The 18,517-nt window shown below is 61.0% G+C and carries 17 protein-coding genes and 2 pseudogenes; 10 read left to right on the top strand and 9 right to left on the bottom strand.

Annotated elements, in window-relative coordinates; genetic code table 11:
• Positions 1-18 precede the first annotated feature (18 nt).
• From nfsB to ACI2KG_RS11305, 3 genes are all read left to right on the top strand, one after another.
• The gene (gene nfsB, locus ACI2KG_RS11295) at positions 19-672 is read left to right on the top strand and encodes an oxygen-insensitive NAD(P)H nitroreductase (protein WP_404661968.1); all 654 of its coding nucleotides are present in this window, start codon (positions 19-21) and stop codon (positions 670-672) included.
• 100 nt (positions 673-772) lie between these two features.
• On the top strand, positions 773-1,222 hold the full coding sequence (locus ACI2KG_RS11300; protein WP_016487684.1) for an antitoxin Xre/MbcA/ParS toxin-binding domain-containing protein: 450 nt from the start codon (positions 773-775) through the stop codon (positions 1,220-1,222).
• Positions 1,219-1,656, top strand: a complete 438-nt coding sequence (locus tag ACI2KG_RS11305) for an RES family NAD+ phosphorylase (RefSeq protein ID WP_404661969.1) — start codon at positions 1,219-1,221, stop codon at positions 1,654-1,656. Before ACI2KG_RS11300 ends, ACI2KG_RS11305 begins: the two co-directional genes overlap by 4 nt.
• A gap of 7 nt (positions 1,657-1,663) precedes the next feature.
• Here the strand turns inward: ACI2KG_RS11305 and ACI2KG_RS11310 are convergent, their stop codons facing one another.
• Both ACI2KG_RS11310 and ACI2KG_RS11315 read right to left on the bottom strand, forming a co-directional pair.
• Positions 1,664-2,827, bottom strand: coding sequence for a cysteine desulfurase family protein (locus ACI2KG_RS11310; RefSeq protein WP_404661970.1), 1,164 nt, complete (start codon positions 2,825-2,827; stop codon positions 1,664-1,666).
• 193 nt (positions 2,828-3,020) lie between these two features.
• Positions 3,021-3,947 (bottom strand): LysR family transcriptional regulator, encoded by a 927-nt coding sequence (locus ACI2KG_RS11315; RefSeq protein WP_400622360.1) that lies wholly within the window; start codon positions 3,945-3,947, stop codon positions 3,021-3,023.
• 140 nt (positions 3,948-4,087) lie between these two features.
• Between ACI2KG_RS11315 and ACI2KG_RS11320 the strand changes: the two genes are divergently transcribed.
• The 6 genes and pseudogenes from ACI2KG_RS11320 (at position 4,088) to ACI2KG_RS11345 (ending at position 9,763) form a co-directional block, all read left to right on the top strand.
• Positions 4,088-5,317: an acyl-CoA dehydrogenase gene (locus ACI2KG_RS11320; RefSeq protein WP_404661971.1), complete on the top strand. Its 1,230-nt coding sequence runs from the start codon at positions 4,088-4,090 to the stop codon at positions 5,315-5,317.
• A 356-nt stretch (positions 5,318-5,673) separates the two neighbouring features.
• Positions 5,674-7,074 (top strand): annotated as a pseudogene (locus ACI2KG_RS11325) (PAAR domain-containing protein).
• Entirely contained in the window at positions 7,055-7,456 is a 402-nt protein-coding gene (locus ACI2KG_RS11330) for a hypothetical protein (RefSeq protein ID WP_404661972.1), read from the top strand. Before ACI2KG_RS11325 ends, ACI2KG_RS11330 begins: the two are co-directional and overlap by 20 nt.
• Positions 7,457-7,466: 10 nt before the next feature.
• A pseudogene (locus ACI2KG_RS11335) lies at positions 7,467-7,619 on the top strand (acyl-CoA dehydrogenase); the annotation flags it as partial.
• A 358-nt stretch (positions 7,620-7,977) separates the two neighbouring features.
• Positions 7,978-9,378, top strand: a complete 1,401-nt coding sequence (locus tag ACI2KG_RS11340; RefSeq protein WP_404661973.1) for a PAAR domain-containing protein — start codon at positions 7,978-7,980, stop codon at positions 9,376-9,378.
• A complete protein-coding gene (locus tag ACI2KG_RS11345; protein WP_404661974.1) occupies positions 9,371-9,763 on the top strand; it encodes a hypothetical protein in 393 nt (130 codons plus the stop codon). The genes ACI2KG_RS11340 and ACI2KG_RS11345 overlap by 8 nt, the downstream gene beginning before the upstream one ends.
• A gap of 6 nt (positions 9,764-9,769) precedes the next feature.
• On the opposite strand, the gene ACI2KG_RS11350 is transcribed toward ACI2KG_RS11345, so the two are convergent.
• The 7 genes from ACI2KG_RS11350 to ribBA form a co-directional block, all read right to left on the bottom strand.
• A complete protein-coding gene (locus ACI2KG_RS11350; protein WP_404661975.1) occupies positions 9,770-10,834 on the bottom strand; it encodes a TerC family protein in 1,065 nt (354 codons plus the stop codon).
• A gap of 322 nt (positions 10,835-11,156) precedes the next feature.
• Entirely contained in the window at positions 11,157-12,464 is a 1,308-nt protein-coding gene (locus tag ACI2KG_RS11355) for a substrate-binding domain-containing protein (protein WP_404661976.1), read from the bottom strand.
• A gap of 207 nt (positions 12,465-12,671) precedes the next feature.
• Complete coding sequence (locus ACI2KG_RS11360) at positions 12,672-13,820, bottom strand: ABC transporter ATP-binding protein (RefSeq protein WP_404661977.1); 1,149 nt, start codon at positions 13,818-13,820, stop codon at positions 12,672-12,674.
• 17 nt (positions 13,821-13,837) lie between these two features.
• Entirely contained in the window at positions 13,838-14,644 is an 807-nt protein-coding gene (locus tag ACI2KG_RS11365) for an ABC transporter permease (protein ID WP_003256236.1), read from the bottom strand.
• A gap of 6 nt (positions 14,645-14,650) precedes the next feature.
• The gene (locus ACI2KG_RS11370) at positions 14,651-15,568 is read right to left on the bottom strand and encodes an ABC transporter permease (RefSeq protein WP_201207091.1); all 918 of its coding nucleotides are present in this window, start codon (positions 15,566-15,568) and stop codon (positions 14,651-14,653) included.
• The gene (locus ACI2KG_RS11375; RefSeq protein ID WP_306381019.1) at positions 15,565-16,590 is read right to left on the bottom strand and encodes an ABC transporter substrate-binding protein; all 1,026 of its coding nucleotides are present in this window, start codon (positions 16,588-16,590) and stop codon (positions 15,565-15,567) included. Before ACI2KG_RS11375 ends, ACI2KG_RS11370 begins: the two co-directional genes overlap by 4 nt.
• Before the next feature lie 316 nt (positions 16,591-16,906).
• A complete protein-coding gene (ribBA, locus tag ACI2KG_RS11380) occupies positions 16,907-18,028 on the bottom strand; it encodes a bifunctional 3,4-dihydroxy-2-butanone-4-phosphate synthase/GTP cyclohydrolase II (RefSeq protein ID WP_404661978.1) in 1,122 nt (373 codons plus the stop codon).
• A 76-nt stretch (positions 18,029-18,104) separates the two neighbouring features.
• Here ribBA and ACI2KG_RS11385 point away from each other — a divergent pair, with 76 nt between their 5' ends.
• Positions 18,105-18,398 carry a DUF1330 domain-containing protein gene (locus ACI2KG_RS11385; RefSeq protein WP_023049469.1) on the top strand — a complete coding sequence of 98 codons (294 nt, stop codon included), beginning with the start codon at positions 18,105-18,107 and terminating at the stop codon, positions 18,396-18,398.
• Positions 18,399-18,517: the final 119 nt, after the last annotated feature.

Here is an 18,517-nt window from a genome sequence, read left to right on the forward strand (position 1 = left end):
TCATTCCGGAGTGGTTACATGGATACCGTCTCGCTAGCCAAGCGCCGCTACACCACCAAAGCCTACGATGCCTCGCGCCGTATTCCCCAGGCCACTGTCGATGCCCTGCTTGAACAGCTGCGGCACAGCCCGTCGTCGGTCAATTCCCAGCCCTGGCACTTCATTGTCGCCGACAGCGCAGAAGGCAAGGCACGGCTGGCCAAGAGCACCACGGAGCGTTATGCCTACAACACGCCGAAGCTGCTTGATGCCTCGCACGTGATCGTGTTTTGCACCCGCACCGAGATGACAGAGGCGCACCTGAACGGTGTGCTCGACCAAGAAGCTGCTGACGGGCGTTTCCGTGACGAGCAAGGGCGTGCGGCGCAGAACCAGAGCCGTCGTCATTATGTGGACCTGCACCGCTTCGATCAGAAGGACGCCCAGCACTGGATGGAGAAACAGACCTACCTGGCCTTGGGCACTGCCTTGCTCGGTGCCGCGGCACATGGGCTGGATGCGACGCCGATCGAGGGCTTTGACAGCAAGCTGCTGGACGCCGAACTGGGGTTGCGTGAGCGTGGGTTTACCAGTGTGGTGATTCTCAGCCTGGGGTATCGCAGTGAAAGCGACTTCAATGCTGGGTTGAGCAAATCGCGGTTGCCGGCGGCGCAGGTGTTTACTTTCCTGTGAGATTGCCGGGGCCGCATAGCGGCCCTGGCATTCCCAAGTGGTTTGCAAGTTCCGGCATATGCCGCATACTTGTCGGCAAACGCCGAACAAGGAGCCTGCCATGCTTGCCGAAGTGCTTCGCGACAACGGTTACCACGAGTACCGGGCGCGTCTACAGGCGCTGCTGGAAATCCCTGAACTAGCCAGTGATTTTGAAATCCACACCCGCATCACTCACGGCTTCGCCGCCACCTGGTTGGTGAAACTGACCGAGCGCGGTGTGTTCACGCCGGTAGAGCGCGATCAGATCATTCCCCTGCGCACCCTGAAAACCCGCATCGAACGTGACCAGCCGCTGACTGTGGAAGAAAGCGACAGGCTGTTCCGCTCGGCGCACATCACCGCGATGGCTGAAGCGGTGTTCGGCGAAGCGGACAAGGCCAAGCGCTGGTTGTCCAAGCCCAAGGAGCGTTTTTCGGGGCTGACGCCCATGCAGATGCTAACCACCCAGCAAGGTACCACCCAGGTCGAGGAGATGCTGTTGCAGATCGCCGAGGGCTTTGGCCTGTGATTCTATGGCGTATCAGCGCTTATGCAGACCTTAGCGGTACCGGCGGTTTGCGTGTCAGCGGCCGCTGGCACCAGGCGGGGCGGCCGGTGGTGTATGCCGCCACCAGCCCATCGGGGGCCATGCTCGAGGTGCTGGTGCACCTGGAGATCGACCCGGAGGACTTCCCCACCACCCTGCGCCTTATCCGCATCGCGTTGCCCGACACAGTATCGCAAGCGCAGTTGCCCGCCTTGCAGCCCGGCTGGTCTGCGCAGACGGAACTGACCCGTGGCCTGGGCAACCGCTTTCTGGATGACTGTTCGGCATTGCTGCTACCGGTGCCGAGCGCAATCATGCCAAGTACCACCAATTACCTGTTCAACCCACGTCACCCGCAGGCGCAGTGCGCGACGATCCAGGTCGAGGCTTTCACCCCCGACAGCCGCTTGTTCTGACGCGTCATTACCACAACGCAGCGGATGCCGATGCCAACACCCGGCCAAACACTTCAAGTGCCTTATCTACTTCGGTGTCGGAGCTGAAACGGCCGATGCTCAAGCGCACGCTGTTGCGTGCCTGGTGCTCATCCAGCCCGAGTGCCAACAGTACATGCGAGGCCGCATTGCTTGCCGAGTTGCAGGCCGAAGTGGTCGACAGCGCCAGCTCGCTGGCCAGTGCTGCGCTGTTGAAACCCTTGCTGTCGATACACAGGTTCAGGGTATGGGGGATGCGTTGGCTGGCGCAGCCGTTAAGGGTGACGCCGGGCAAGGCCAGCAAGCCTTCGCGCAGGCGCCTGGCCAGTTGCGCAAGGCGCAGGTGCTCGCTGTCGCCGGGTTGGCCGGCCAGTGCAAAAGCGCTGCCCATGCCGGCGATCTGGTGGGTTGCCAGTGTGCCGGAACGCAGGCCCTGTTCATGGCCACCGCCGTGCATCTGTGCACGCATCAATGGGCGGGCGCGCGGCCCCACGTAGAGCGCACCGATACCTTTTGGCCCATACACCTTGTGCGCCGAAAACGACATCAGGTCCACGGCCATTGTGCTCAGGTCGATGGCCAGTTTGCCCACGGCCTGCGCCGCATCCACGTGCAACAGGGCGCCATGGGCGCGAACGTGTTCGCCTATCGTGGCAAAGTCGGTAACTGTGCCCAACTCGTTGTTGACGGCCATCAGCGACACCAGGCGGGTGTCGGCGCGCAACGCTGCCTGCACGGCAGCGGGCTGGATCAGGCCGGCAGCGTCGGGGGCCAGGCGAGTGACGGCCCAGCCTTGGCGCTCCAGTTCGGCCACGGTGTCCAACACTGCCTTGTGTTCCAGCTGGCTGGTGATCAGGTGGCCGGGCGCTACGCCCTTGAAAACGCCCTGGGCAATGCCCTTGAGTGCCAGGTTGTTCGACTCGGTCGCGCCAGACGTCCAGACCACGGCGTCGGCTTGCGCGCCGATGCGGTCGGCCACTTGCCGGCGCGCCTGCTCCACGGCATTGCGGGCCGCCTGGCCGAAGGCGTGGCCGCTGGACGCCGGGTTGCCGAAGTTGGCCTGGCTGCCTAGGCAGGCGAGCATGGTTTCGATGACCCGGTCGTCGACCGGGGTAGTGGCGGCGTAATCGAAGTAGAGCGGGGCGCTAGGCATTGGTGCGGGTCCATGTCTGTCGCCGTGAAATCGGCGATCGTTGGCGTAAGCGTACCCGTGGCCTAGGAGATATTTTTCGCTTACGACCGCTCTAAACTGGACTCGCGCAAAAAATATTTCTATTCAATGGCATTTTTGTAGGATTTTTTACTCGCAAGGATGAGGGGCAAGTAAAGAGCCCTCATCAATGGCTTCAAGCAGGCTCCAAGGCCCTTTCTTCCTCAGCCACTACTCGCTCGCACAGCTCGGTAATCTGCTCGCGCATCCAGCGGTTGGCCGGGTCCTGGTCGGTGCTTTCATGCCAGTACAGGTGCGTTTCCAACGCAGGGATTTCCACCGGCAGGGGGTGATAACGCAGTTGATGGCGGCGGGCGAAGCGCTCGGGGACGGTCATCGCCATGTCGGTCTGTTGCAACACCTGCGAGGCCATCAGGTAGTGCTGCGAACGCAAAGCGACCTTGCGTTGCACGCCCATCTTGCCCAGGGCCAGGTCGACATAGCCCAGGCCGTTGCGGCGGCTGGATATATGGATATGGGTCATGCCCAGGTAGCTGTCGAGGGTCAGCTTGCTGTCGGCCAGCGGGTGGCCCTGGCGCAAGGCGCAGACGTAGCGGTCTTGCATCAGCTTGACGTGACGCACCTGCGGGTCGGTGTTCAGCGGTGCGTCGATGGCGAAGTCCAGGCGGCCGGCGGCGAGTTCCTTGGTGGTCTCGCGGCGCTTGCACAGGAAGCTTTCGATCAGCACCGCCGGTGCCAGGCGGCGCAGGCGCTGGAACAGCGGCGGCAGGATGACCGCCTCGGTCAGGTCGGTCATGCTGATGCGGAAGGTCTTGTTGGCCTGTTGCGGGTTGAAGATGCGGCTTTCCTGCACCGAAGTGCGCAGCAGCGCCAGGGCATTGCGTACCGGGCCGATGATGTTCTGCGCCATGGGTGTGGGCACCATGCCTTGTGCGGTGCGTACAAACAGCGGGTCGTTGAAGGTTTCGCGCAACCGCGACAGGGCGTTGGACACGGCTGGCTGGGTGATGCCGACAATCTGCCCGGCGCGGGTCAGGTTGGCTTCGGTGTAGATCGCATCGAACACGATGAACAGGTTGAGGTCGACCTTGCTGAGGTTCATGGGCGCCGCTCTTTGTTGGAATTATGGCTCGATCATATATCGGTTATGAATGTTTATACACGCGGAAAATAGACTAGGTGGATGGGGCCATGCTGCTCTAGGCTCTGGCCCATGTACTCCGAACCGTGAAGGTAGCCCCGATGGATTTCGCCTATTCGCCCAAGGTCCAGGCACTGCGCGAGCGCGTCACAGCGTTCATGGACGCCTATGTCTATCCCGCCGAGGCGGTGTTCGAGCGCCAGGTTGCCGAGGGCGACCGCTGGCAGCCCACTGCCATCATGGAGGAACTCAAGGCCAAGGCCCGTGCTGAAGGGCTGTGGAACCTGTTTCTGCCCGAGTCGGAATACGGCGCCGGTCTGAGCAACCTGGAATATGCCCCCCTGGCGGAAATCATGGGCCGCTCGCTGCTCGGCCCAGAGCCGTTCAACTGCTCGGCGCCGGATACCGGCAATATGGAAGTGCTGGTGCGCTACGGCAGCGAGGCGCAGAAACGCCAGTGGCTGGAGCCGCTGTTGCGCGGCGAGATTCGCTCGGCGTTCGCCATGACCGAGCCGGACGTGGCCTCTTCGGACGCCACCAACATGGCCGCTACTGCTGTGCGTGACGGCGATGAGTGGGTGATCAATGGCCGCAAATGGTGGACCTCTGGCGCCTGCGACCCGCGCTGCAAGGTGATGATCTTCATGGGCTTGTCCGACCCTGAAGGGCCGCGCCATCAGCAGCACTCGATGGTACTGGTGCCGACTGATACGCCCGGGGTGAAGATCGTTCGCCCGCTGCCGGTGTTCGGTTATGACGATGCGCCGCATGGTCATGCCGAAGTGCTGTTCGAGAACGTACGGGTGCCGTATGAGAACGTGATTCTCGGCGAGGGCCGTGGCTTCGAGATCGCCCAGGGGCGCCTGGGGCCTGGGCGTATCCATCATTGCATGCGTTCGATCGGTATGGCCGAGCGTGCGCTGGAATTGATGTGCAAGCGCTCGGTTGAGCGCACGGCGTTCGGCCGGCCACTGGCGCGCCTGGGCGGCAACGTCGACAAGATCGCCGACTCGCGCATGGAAATCGACATGGCCCGGCTGCTGACTCTGAAAGCGGCCTACATGATGGACACCGTCGGCAACAAGGTAGCGCGCAGCGAGATTGCCCAGATCAAGGTGGTGGCGCCGAACGTGGCGCTGAAGGTAATCGACCGGGCGATCCAGTTGCACGGCGGGGCAGGGGTGAGCGGCGACTTCCCGCTGGCCTACATGTATGCGATGCAGCGCACCCTGCGCCTGGCCGACGGGCCGGATGAAGTGCACCGGGCGGCGATTGGCAAGTATGAGATTGGCAAGTATGTGCCGGCGGACATGTTGCGTAGCGGGCGGTAATTTCGTCAGCCTTAAAGGGCCCTTCGCGGGTAAACCCGCTCCCACAGATACCACGCCGATAGCAAACCGTGCGTTGTACCTGTAGGAGCGGGTTTACCCGCGAAGAAGCCGGCGCGGTGCATGCCACCATCTAAACAGAAGCCAGGCCTTCGATTTCTACATTGGAAATGAGCTGATAAAGATTGATAGAAACTGTGCGTAGGAAGTCTGATTCTCGCCAGTAAGAAATAGTTGATTTTGTTCAGGCGGCTAACTTCGGCTGGTTTGTAGGAAACGTCTGATTTTGGCGCCCGTCCATTTAAATGCTCCGTACGGATGTTAGGTTTCTGACCTCACCATCTACAGGGAGTTTGTATATGCGCGCCATTCTAGGGGGGAAAGCTCAGGCGGTTGATGGGGATTCCACCACAACGGGTGCTGTCTGTATTGCCTCGGGGGCAAGCTATCTCGACGAGGGCCGCATGGTGCTGCGCGAAGGTGACCCCACCACGTCATGCCCGCTTTGTGGGCAGGAAGGCATCGTTGCTGAAGGGGTGGATTTCTTCATTTCCGATGGCCGGCGGGTTGCCACGGATGGTGCACTGGTGCTCTGTGGCTGTTCGCCGGGCAGCAATCGTGTGGTCGCCCCGTCGAGTGAAGCATTTCCGCCCATGCGCTCCGCTGCAGGGCGCGCGGATGCCCATATTGCCGAACCATCAACCGCCGTTTACCCCGAACGTTTCTCCCAACCTGCTGCAGTGGCGATGCCCGGTACCCTGGAGCCGGGTTTCTATGTGATTCCGCGGCGTATGTCGTTCGCACAGGTACTAATGGAACTGGCCGCGCACGATGCCACGTTGCCGATCTCCCGACTGCAACGGCTCAACCCGACGTTCGAACAGGGCTTCAAGGCGGGGGAGATCTTCGTAATCGGTGACCCCGACAATGGCGACGCCTGCACCCGCGAGGAAGGCCAACTGATGGCCGCGGCGCAGCACGCCCGGCGTGCGCTGACGGTGCTGGATTTTGCCGAAGCGGACTTCATGATGCAGCACCAGGCGGAAATCGCCGGTTTGCTGGGCTACGCCAGCCAGTCCATGGGCGTGGGCACGGACATGTTGAAACAAGGGCTGGCTCAGGTCAGTAATACGTTGAGCAGCATTGAGCAATTGCATCAACGTGAGTTCATGCGCCATGGCCATTTGAACAGCCCGGGCTTCTTTGCCGAACGGCGAAAGCTGCTGCAGCAGCTGGATGGACAGTTAAAAGTGGCATTGCTTAACAAGCAGCTGAACCTGGGAAGCTAAGAGCGGTTGAGGAAGAGCTTGAATATTTCGACCAAGAGCCTTGTGCACCACTGGTCGAAGGCCGGCGGCCCGGGGCAGATTCCGGGGTATGCGACGCATCTGGACAAGGTGGCGCGGCTCAGCAAGTTCCTTGAATATGGAGGGTATGCTGCGATTGGGTTGGGTGGGACTTCTTCCTATCTGAAAGTGCAAGAGGTTTGTCGAGCTGGGGAAACAGAGGATTGTAAGGCCGTGCGTCTGAAAGAAGCAGGGAGTTTCAGTGGAGGGCTTGTTGGCGGGACGGCAGGAGGTTTCATCGCAGGTTTGGCAGTTCCAGCAGTCTGTGCTGTTTTCGCCGTTGGAACAGCAGGTGTAGGAGTTCCAGTGTGTGGTATCGCTCTTGTTGGCGCCGGATCCCTGGCCGGAAGCTTGGCAGGCGGGGATATGGGAGAGATGCTGGGAGAAAAGATCTATGACTCCACCGCTGATTGATGTGAATAGCTGGCCGCTGATAGTTCAATTGTTTTTTCTGGCTATGCCATTTCTCTTAAGTACTATTGGCTTGGCAGTTAGCGGTTATGTCGCTTGGTCCCGCGAATTTGAGCTTGTCAGTAGTTCGATACGAAGCAATGCCTATTTGGAAAAAATGAAGCATTTCTTTGGTTGCACTACCTATCGCGGACGATGGGTCATAGTCTGTGTCGCCTGTGGTTTGCTGACTTTTCCTATATTTCACTCAAGAATAGGTGTTGTTGATGCAGATGAGTTAAAGGCTTTTCCGTTCAAGTTAAAGCGCAAGCTGGTTTTTTCGAGTTGGCTGATAATAATCGGCTCAGTATGGCTAGCGATTGCCTATGTGACGGTAAAGCATTAGAACCTTGAGGGGGCAGGGGGGCGACTTTCCGCTGGTCTACATGTATGCCATGCAGCGCACCTTGCGCCTGGCCGACGGGCGGGATGAAGTGCACCGGGCGGCGATTGGCAAGTATGAGATTGGCAAGTATGTGCCGGCGGAGATGTTGCGTAGCGGGCGGTAATTTCGTCAGCCTTAAAGGGCCCTTTCGCGGGTAAACCCGCTCCCACAGATACCACGCCGATAGCAAACCGTGCGTTGTACCTGTAGGAGCGGGTTTACCCGCGAAGAAGCCGGCGCGGTGCATGCCACCATCTGTACAGAAGCCAGGCCTTCGATTTCTACATTAGAAATGAGCTGATAAAGATTGATAGAAATTGTGCGTAGGAAGTCTGATTCTCGCCAGTAAGAAATAGTTGCTTTTGTACAGGCGGCTAACTTCGGCTGGTTTGTAGGAAACGTCTGATTTTGTCGCCCGTCCATTTAAATTCCCCGTACGGATGTTAGGTTTTTGACCTCAGCTATTTACAGGGAATTTGTATATGCGTGCCATTCTAGAGGGAAAAGCTCAGGCGGTAGATGGCGATGTCACCACAACGGGTGCTATCTGTATTGCCACGGGCGCAAGCTATCTCGACGAGGGCCGCATGGTGCTGCGCGAAGGTGACCCCACCACGTCATGCCCGCTTTGTGGGCAGGAAGGCATCGTTGCTGAAGGGGTGGATTTCTTCATTTCCGATGGTCGCCGGGTTGCCACGGATGGTGCACTGGTGCTCTGTGGCTGTTCGCCGGGCAGCAATCGGGTGGTCGCCCCGTCGAGTGAAGCATTTCCGCCCATGCGCTCCGCTGCAGGGCGCACGGATGCCCATTTTGCCGAACCATCAACCGCCGTTTACCCCGAACGTTTCTCTCAACCTGCTGCAGTTGCGATGCCCGGTACTCTGGAGCCTGGTTTCTATGTGATTCCGCGGCGTATGTCGTTCGCACAAGTGCTGCTGGAGCTGGCCGGGCACGATGCCACGTTGCCGATCTCCCGGCTGCAACGGCTCAACCCGACGTTCGAACAGGGCTTCAAGGCGGGGGAGATCTTCGTAATCGGTGACCCCGACAATGGCGACGCCTGCACCCGCGAGGAAGGCCGGCTGATGGCCGCGGCGCAGCACGCCCGGCGTGCGCTGACGGTGCTGGATTTCGCCGAAGCGGACTTCATGATGCAGCACCAGGCGGAAATCGCCGGTTTGCTGAGCAACGCCAGCCAGTCCATGGGCGTGGGCACGGACATGTTGAAACAAGGGCTGGCTCAGGTCAGTAATACGTTGAGCAGCATTGAGCAATTGCATCAACGTGAGTTCATGCGCCATGGCCATTTGAACAGCCCGGGCTTCTTTGCCGAACGGCGAAAGCTGCTGCAGCAGCTGGATGGACAGTTAAAAGTGGCATTGCTTAACAAGCAGCTGAACCTGGGAAGCTATGAGCGGTTGAGGAAGAGCTTGAATATTTCGACCAAGAGCCTTGTGCACCACTGGTCGAAGGCCGGCGGCCCGGGGCAGATTCCGGGGTATGCGACGCATCTGGACAAGGTGGCGCGGCTCAGCAAGTTTCTTGAGTATGGTGGCTATGCTGCGATTGGGTTGGGTGGGGCTTCTTCGTATCTGAAGGTGCAAGAAGTTTGTCGCGCTGGTGAGACTGAAGATTGTAAAAAGGTCAGACTGACTGAGACGGGAGGTTTTGCTACCGGAACTGCTGGAGCAATGGCTGGCACCTTAGCAGCAAACCTCGTATCTGGAACAATTTGTGCTGTTGCCACCATGGGCTCGGCAGGTCTGGCTGCGCCGGTATGCGGCATAGTACTAGTGGGCGCCAGCGGCATGGCCGGGGGAGTGTTGGGCGGGGAGCTCGGTGAGTTAGTAGGCGAGTTTATTTACGAGGCAACCAGTGATTGACATTACTGACTGGCATCCACTTGCTAAAGTGGCGCTTCTATTGAGTCCTTTTGCTATCGGCATACCAGGACTAGTCCTTAGTGCTGTCTCGACGTTGACCAAAGATTATGCCGTCGCCTGCTCGGCCGTCACCAGTAATCCCTATTTTGAAAGCATCAAACATTATTGGGGTTCTGGGTCATTCAAATGGCGCTTGATGACGCTATGTACGGTAAGTGGGCTAGTGGCATTTCCATGGCTAGCGCTGCGAATGGGGCAACTGGATGCTGGCGAGCTAAATGCGTTTCCAAAGAAGCTCAAACGCAGGTTGAAAATTTCAGCCTGGCTAAACATGACTGGATGCATCTGGATGGTGCTTGTATGGGCGTTATTTAAGTTCAAGTAGGGGAAATCAGACCCGCATCTGCGGGTCATCCTCTTTCTGATCGACTGTACGATCGGCATTTGCAGGTTGCTCGGGCGACTGATCCACGACCGCCACCTTCTCCCCCCGCGTCTTGACCAACGAAACCACCACCCCACCCAGCAACAACCCGAACGTCACCCCCAACGACAGCAACGCCGGCACCTTGCCGACCATGCCGTGATAGAAAATCTTGCAGCCGATAAAGATCAACACCAGCGCCAGCGCGTACTTGAGGTACACAAACCGGTGCATCAGCGCCGACAGGGCAAAGTACAGCGAGCGCAGCCCGAGGATGGCGAAGATGTTCGAGGTGTAGACAATGAACGGGTCCTGGGTAATGGCGAAGATCGCAGGCACGCTGTCAACGGCGAACACCAGGTCGGCCAGTTCGATCAGCACCAGTGCCAGGAACAATGGCGTGGCATAACGCAGCGCCTTGCTTTGCCCCGGCGGGGTCTGTCGGATGAAGAAGTGCGAGCCGTGGATCTGGTCAGTGACCCGCATGTGCCGGCGCACGAACTTGATGATCGGGTTGTTGGCCAGGTCCGGGTGGCTGTCTTCTTTCGACAGCGCCATCTTCACCCCGGTGAACAGCAGGAAGGCGCCAAAGAGGTACAACACCCAGGCAAAATTCTGCACCAGCGCAGCACCGACGCCGATCATGATCGCCCTCAGGAACACCACGCCGAGGATGCCCCAGAACAAGACGCGGTGCTGGTAGCGGCGGGGGATGGCGAAGTAGCTGAAGATCATCGCCATGACGAACACGTTGTCCATCGACAGCGACTGCTCGACCAAAAAGCCGGTGTAGAACTCCAGCGCCGACTGCGCGCCCAGTTGGTACCAGACCCCGGCGCCGAACAGTACGCCCACGCTGAAATAGCCCGAATACAGCAGCAGGCTCTCGCGCATTTCGATTTCCCGGTCGTGGCGGTGCAGCACGCCGAGGTCGAGCACCAGCAAACCGATGACGATGGTCATGAATACCAGCCATAACCAGGCGCTGGTACCGAGGAACGGGGTGGTGAGAAATGCCTGCAGAGCTGTCATGAGCCCCTCCTTGAATGTCGACGTTGCATGGCAACAGTGATCCGACATGGCGGCGTGGCAGCCGTCAGAGGGGCCCGGTATCACATGGGCTTGAGCCTAGACCCGTTTGCCGGTGATGCCGAATGGGCAGCTGTTACATTTCTTTGCCAAAGCCGACCTCGAGTGACTTGGCAATGCGGTCACCTGTAGGAGCGGCCTTGCGTCGCGATGGGCTGCGCAGCAGCCCCTAAAGTCGCAGTTCCAGCACATATTGTCGGGGCTGCTGCGCAGCCCATCGCGACGCAAGGCCGCTCCTACACAGGGCGGTGTGCAGGTTTGTAGATCAATACACCCACACCTCCACCCGCCGGTTACGCAGCCGCCCTTGTTCCAGCTCATTGCCGGCCACCGGTAATTCATCACCCATGCCAGTCACCTCCAGCACCTCCACACCATCGCGTGCCAGTTCGCGGCGCACCGCCTGCGCGCGCAGGCGCGACAGCAGGGCGGCGCGGCCGGGCGTTTCCTTGGGGTCGCCAAAGCCCACCAGCACCGCCTTGCTCTGCAGCTTGCCGGCTTGGCGCAGGTATTCGGCCACCCGCTGCACATCGCGCAAGGCCTTGTTGTCGAGGCTGGCGCTGCCTTCCTGAAAGCGGAAGTTCACACTCAGCCGCTGCGCCTGTTGGGCCAGGTTGCGATAGCGCGGTGGCATGTCGGCCTGGGGTGACACCGGCTGGGCCTTGACCTGTTGCGAAACGAAACCCTGCTGGGCGACGATGGCCTGGCCGGCCGGGCTCTGGGCGAAATCGGCCAGGGCCTTGGCTTCGGGCTTGGGGTTGGCCGGCAGGTAGAAGTACAGGCGTCGCGACAGCGGGTAGTCCTCGCTGGCCACCAGCGCCCGCTCCGGCAACATGGCCGGTGCATCACCCTCAGCTACCGCCAGTACCTTGGCCCCGTGGACTGCGGCCAGGCTGCTGAAACCGATGGCCTGGCGGTCGGCGCCCACCCGTGCGGCCAGTTCGTCACTGGATTCGAAGCGGCGGGCCTTGGCCGACAATTCGCTGCGCTGCGGCTCCAGCACCAGTGCCTTGAAGGTTTCGAAGGTGCCGGAGCGGTCGTCACGGGCGTACAGGTGAATAGCCCCGCCGGAAACACCCAATTGCTCCCAGCGTTGAACCTGCCCGGAGAAAACCTGCGCCAATTGGCCTGTGGTGAGTTGTGGCAACGGGTTGTTCGGGTGGACGATCACTGCAACGCCGTCCAGGCCGATGACTTGTTCGGCACTGGCCGCGCGCAGGTCGCCCAAGGCCCGCAGCTGGCGTACTTCGTTGTCGTTGATCGGCCTCGATGCCGCGGCGAGATCAGCTTCGCCCCGGCCCAAGGCAACAAAGCCGGTGCTGGAACCATGGGCAGCGATGTCGACGCGCACCGGCTGGCCTTGGGCGTCGCGTGCGGTGATTACGGTTTCGTTGGGCTGCTGGCCCGGTTGCTGTTCGATGGCGCTGGCTTGCTGCGCGCGCAATTGGCCTTGCACCAGTGCCGGCAGCAAGGCTGCGCCGATGGTGTTGGAGCCCTGCGCACGCAGGTGCGTGGGCTCGGCCAGGGTTGCCAGCGGTAGCAGGATGAGCAGCAAGACAAGCAGGCGGGGCATGCCGGGTGGCCCTGTGGCATAGAGTTCGCCGGCAGATTACGACAGTGGCGTGATGATAATGTGACAGTCAGTAGGGCAGTGGTTGTTGGGGCTGCTGCGCAGCCCATCGCCGGCAAGCCACACAGGTACAGCGCAGCCTTCAGGATTAGCGCGATCCCTGTGGGAGCTGGCTTGCCGGCGATGGGCCGCACAGCGGCCCCGGCGATCTCAATGCGCCCCGGCCGACTTGCTCAAATCACTCTCGGCCCATTCGGTGTAAATGCAGGCATCAGCCACCGCCCAACGCACCTTCACGTTATCCCCCGGCTGCATCGGCATGCCCGCCGCCGAAAGCGCCTTCACCGTCAATTCGGTACCGCCCGCCGTCACCACATGGCAGGTCTGGCTTTCACCCAGGAACAACACCTCACCGACCTTGGCACTGACCTCATTCCAGCCCGCCGGCAGCGGCGCGCGCGCGGCCTGCTCGGCAGTCAGGGCCAGCGCTTTCTCAGGGCGCACCATAATCAGTGCATCCTGCTCGGCAGCCAGGCCCGGGGTAAGGCGAATGGCCACCGGCTGCCCCTCGAAGCGGCCGGCGCCGTTGCTGTTGGCCTTGATCCGCAGGAAGTTGGAATTGCCCAGGAACGACGCAACAAAGGCATTCGGTGGGTTCTGGTACAGGTCGTAACCGGTGCCCAGGCCAACGATCTTGCCGTGGCTAAAGATGGCGATGCGCTGCGACAGGCGCATCGCCTCTTCCTGGTCGTGGGTCACGTAGACAATGGTGATGCCCAGGCGGCGGTGCAGCTGGCGCAGCTCATCCTGCAGGTCTTCACGCAGCTTCTTGTCCAGTGCGCCGAGCGGTTCGTCCATCAGCAGGATACGTGGCTCGTAGACCAGCGCACGGGCGATCGCCACGCGCTGCTGTTGGCCGCCAGACATCTGCGATGGCTTGCGGTGGGCGAATTTCTCCAGCTGCACCAGCTTGAGCATGGCGTCGACGCGCTTGTTGGTTTCTGCAGCATTGAGCTTGCGAATGGCCAACGGGAAGGCGATGTTGCCACGCACGTTCAGGTGCGGGAACAGCGAATAACGCTGGAACACCATGCCGATATCACGCTTGTGCGGCGGCACGTTGACCAGCGACTGGCCGTCTACCCAAATTTCGCCGCTGCTCGGGGTTTCGAAGCCGGCCAGCATCGACAGGGTAGTGGACTTGCCCGAGCCGCTGGAGCCGAGGAAGGTCAGGAACTCGCCGTCCTGGATTTCCAGGTCGAGGTTATCCACGGCGGTGAAGTCGCCGTAGTGCTTGTTCAGGCCACGCAGGCTGACCAGGGTCTTGCCGGGCGCGTTGTCTTTGATCACTGCACTCATTGTTGTTTTCTCCGCGCTCAGGCGTTTTCGGTGCGCCGGCGCAAGGCGGCGGCAATGAACATGACCAGCAGCGACAAGCCGATCAGCAAGGTCGAAGCCACGGCAATGACCGGGCTGAGGTCCTGACGCAGGGTGGTCCACATCTTCACTGGCAAAGTCTGCAGGTCGGGGCTGGCCATCATCACGCTCAGCACCACCTCATCCCACGACACCAGAAAGGCGAACAGGCCGCCGGCGATCATGCCCGGGCGAATCGCCGGGAAGGTCACCTTGAAGATCGCCTGCAGGCGCGAAGCACCGCAGATTACCGCGGCATCCTCGATCGACTGGTCGAACAGCTTCAGCGAGTTGATGATCGAGATGATGGTGAAGGGCAGGGCGACAATCACATGGCTGACCACGAAGGCGAACAGCGTGCCGGTGTAGCCCAGCTTGAGGAACAGCGCGTACACCGCCACGGCAATGATCACCAGCGGCACGATCATCGGCATGGTGAACAGCCCGTACAGCAGCTCGCGGCCCGGGAAGCGGCCACGCACCAGGGCGAACGCGCTGGGCAAACCGAGCAGCACGGCAGCGATGGTGGTCAGCACGGCCACCTTCAGGCTGGCCAGTGCAGCGTCCATCCACTCCGGGTTGGAAAAGAACTGGCCGTACCATTTGAAGGTCCAGCCCGGCGGCGGGAACACCAGCCATTGTGAAGAACCGAACGACAGCAACACGATGAACACCACCGGCAACAGCAGGAAGGCCGCGATCACCCCGGTGGTCAGGTACAGGCCGGTCCGCAGCGGGCGGCCCATGGCATTGGGAGACAGGAGCATGGCGGTTTACCTCGCGTTGCCAACCGGGGATTCCGGCTGCAGCTTCAGGTACAGGTAGAAGAGCACCAGGGTGATCACCACCAGCAGTGCGGCGGCGGCGCTGGCCAGGCCCCAGTTGAGGAACGACTGCACCTGCTGGATGATGAACTCGGGCAGCATCATGTTCTGCGCCCCGCCCAGCAGCGCCGGGGTAACGTAGTAACCGAGCGACATCACGAACACCATCAGCGCCCCGGAGAACAGCCCTGAGCGGCACAGTGGCAGGAACACCTTCCAGAAGTTGGTCCACGGGCTGGCGCCACAGATCGAGCCGGCCTGCAGTACCATCGGGTCGATGGCGTGCATGGTTGCCTGCAGCGGCAGCACGATGAACGGGATCATGATGTAGCTCATACCGATTACCACACCGGTCAGGTTGTGCACCATTTCCAGCGGGGCATCGATGATGCCCATGGCCATCAACGCCTTGTTGATTACCCCCGAGCTCTGCAGCAGCACCAGCCACGAATAGGTGCGTGCCAGCAGGCTAGTCCACATCGACAGCAGCACGATATTCAGTAGCCAGCGGCCCCAGCCCTTGGGCACCAGGGTAATCGCCCAGGCCAGCGGGAAGCCCAGCAGTACACTGATCAGGGTGACCACACCGGCGACCGAGAAGGTGTTGAACAGCACCCGCGCATAGGCCGAGTTGGCGAACAGCTGCTCGTAGTTGCCCAGCCCTGGCGTGGGCTCCAGCACCCCGCGCAGCAACAGGCCGACCAGCGGTGCGAAGAAGAACAGGCCCAGAAACAACAGCGCCGGCAGCAGGTTGCGGCTTCCTTTCCAGCGCTGGCTCAGGCTGACGCGGCGGGGGGCCGTACCCGGGGCGCCGGCGCCCGTGGGGGCACCTTGCGCGTTATGCAGGGCGTTGATGGCGACTTTCATTTGACCAACCACTCATTCCAGCGCGCGGCGATGGCCTGGCCGTTCTTGGCCCAGTAGGCAAAGTCGAGGGTGACCTGGTCCTGGGCATAGGCGGTCGGCAGGTTCGGTGCAAGGTCCTTGTCCAGCTTGGCCACGCTGTCGAGGTTGACCGGCGCGTAGGCAGTCTTGTTGGCGAACTCGGCCTGGCCTTCGGCGCTGCTGGCGTTGGCCAGGAACTTCATGGCTGCGTCCTTGTTCTTGGCGCCTTTGGGAATGACCAGGAAGTCGGCCATGACCAGGTTCTGCTTCCAGCTCACACCTACCGGTGCACCGTCTTGCTGCAGGGCGTAGACACGGCCGTTCCAGAACTGCCCGAGCGAGGCTTCACCAGAGGCCAGCAGTTGCTGCGACTGGGCGCCACCGCCCCACCAGACGATGTCTTTCTTGATGGTGTCGAGCTTCTTGAAGGCGCGGTCCAGGTCCAGTGGGTAGAGCTTGTCGGGGGCTACGCCGTCGGCCAGCAACGCCAGTTCCAGCACGCCGGGGCTCGGCCATTTGTACAGGGCGCGCTTGCCAGGGTAGGTCTTGGTGTCAAACAGCGCGGTCCAGTCGACCGGCTTGTTGGCACCCAGCTTGCCTTCGTTATAGCCCAGCACGAAGGAGAAGAAGAACGAGCCGACGCCGTGGTCGGAAACGAAGCGCGGGTCGATCTTGTCGCGTTTGATCTGGTTGAAATCGAGGGGTTCCAGCAGGCCTTCGCTGGCGGCGCGCAAGGCAAAGTCGGCTTCGACATCGACCACGTCCCACTGCACGTTGCCGCTTTCGACCATGGCCTTGAGCTTGCCGTAGTCGGTCGGGCCGTCTTGCACGACCTTGATGTCGGTGGCTTTGGTGAAGGGTACGGCCCACGCTTCTTTCTGGGCGTCCTGGGTGGTCCCGCCCCAGCTGACGAAGTTCAGGCTGTCGGCGGCCTGGGCGGCCTGACATGCCAAGGTCAGCAGGCTGGCGGACAGCACTGCGGTTACACGTTTGCTCAACAGCATGGTTACGCCCTCGTTGCTTTTGTTATTCGAGGCGGGGCTTTTGGTGCGCCCGCCAACAGTGTTCGGGGAGCAGCTAAAACAAAGTGTTTGGTGGCCGTTTGTAGTGGTAGGTGGCAACCCGCAGATTCAAGGTCTACGGGATATCATATTATGGTATTCCAAACTTTTGGCAAGGGGTATGAGGCGACCGGCCATCACTCCGCGATCTCAGAAACACCACGGGCCTTGTAGGAGCGGGTTTACCCGCGAATGCGTCGGTGGCATCACCACCGCATTCGCGGGTAAACCCGCTCCTACATCAATTACGTATGTGTTATCAGCCCACCATCCCGGGCTCAAAGGGAATGCTCTGCACCACCTCCAGCTCATACCCTGCCAACCCCGCATATTTCAGTGGCGGCCCCAGATGGCGCAGCTTGCCCACGCCCAGGTCCTGCAGAATCTGCGCCCCGGTGCCCACTTCCGAGTACACCTTCGACTGTCCACGCTGGTAAGGCCGCACCGGCTGGGTCAGCTGCGGCACGCGCTCCAGCAGGGCCTGTGAGGATTCATGGTTGGCCAAAATCACCACCACGCCAGCGCCTTCCTCGGCGACTTTCTGCAGTGCCGCCCACAACGTCCAGTTGGCTGGCCCTGCGTACTCGGCACCGACCAGGTCGCGCAACGGGTCGATCACATGCACCCGGACCAGGGTCGGCTGCTCGCGACGAATGTCGCCCATGACCATGGCCATGTGCACGCCACCTTCAATGCGGTCTTCATAGGTGACCAGGCGGAAAGTGCCATGCACAGTGGGCAGCTCGCGCTCGCCGATGCGCTTGATGGTCTGCTCGGTGCTCAGGCGGTGGTGGATCAGGTCGGCAATAGTGCCGATCTTGATGCCATGCTGGGCGGCGAACACTTCCAGGTCCGGGCGGCGGGCCATGGTGCCGTCGTCGTTGAGCACTTCGACAATCACCGAAGCTGGGCTGAAGCCGGCCAGGCGCGCCAGGTCGCATCCCGCTTCGGTGTGGCCGGCGCGGGTCAGCACGCCACCTTCACGGGCGCGCAGGGGAAAGATGTGGCCGGGTTGTACCAAATCTTCCGGGCGGGCATTTGGCGCCATGGCTGCTGCCACGGTACGCGCGCGGTCGGCGGCAGAAATACCGGTAGTCACGCCGGTGGCGGCTTCGATCGACACGGTAAACGCGGTGCTGAACACGCTGCCGTTAGCCGGCACCATCTGCTCAAGGCCCAGGCGCTGGCAGTGATCGTCGGTCAGGGTCAGGCAGATCAGCCCACGCGCTTCACGGGCCATGAAGTTGATGGCCTGGGCGTCGCAACGCTCGGCTGCGATCAGCAGGTCGCCCTCGTTTTCGCGGTCCTCGTCATCCACCAGCAGGACCATTTTGCCTTGCCGGTAGTCCTCGAGAAGTTCCTCGATGGTGTTGAAAGCCATGATGCACGCTCACTGTGGCGGGGTGATTTTATGGTATACCATCATACACATATATCGCCATGACAGGAGAGCAGGCATGAAGGCCTATTGGATCGCCCATGTGGACGTGACCGACCCCGAGCAATATCAGCAGTACACCCAGCGCGCCCCGGCTGCCTTCAAGGCGTTCGGCGGCCGCTTCCTGGCCCGTGGCGGGCGCAGCGAGGCGATGGAAGGGCGGCCTACGCCACAGCGTAGCGTGGTGATCGAGTTTGATTCCTACGAGCAGGCGGTGGCGTGTTACCGGTCGGCGCTGTATCAGGAGGCGTGCAGCCATCGCCAGGGCGTGGCGAAGGCTGAGGTGATCATTGTGGAAGGGTTTGAGCCCTGAGTAATGGCTGATGGCCCTATCGCCGAGGGTGTCAGAAATTTTGTGTTCGGGCATAACATGAGTAAGAGGTGCATGTATGCCAACCAAAAAGAAAACCTTGCGTGACCTGCCCAAAATTC

Source organism: Pseudomonas sp. NPDC089407, assembly GCF_044900445.1.
Lineage (GTDB): Bacteria > Pseudomonadota > Gammaproteobacteria > Pseudomonadales > Pseudomonadaceae > Aquipseudomonas.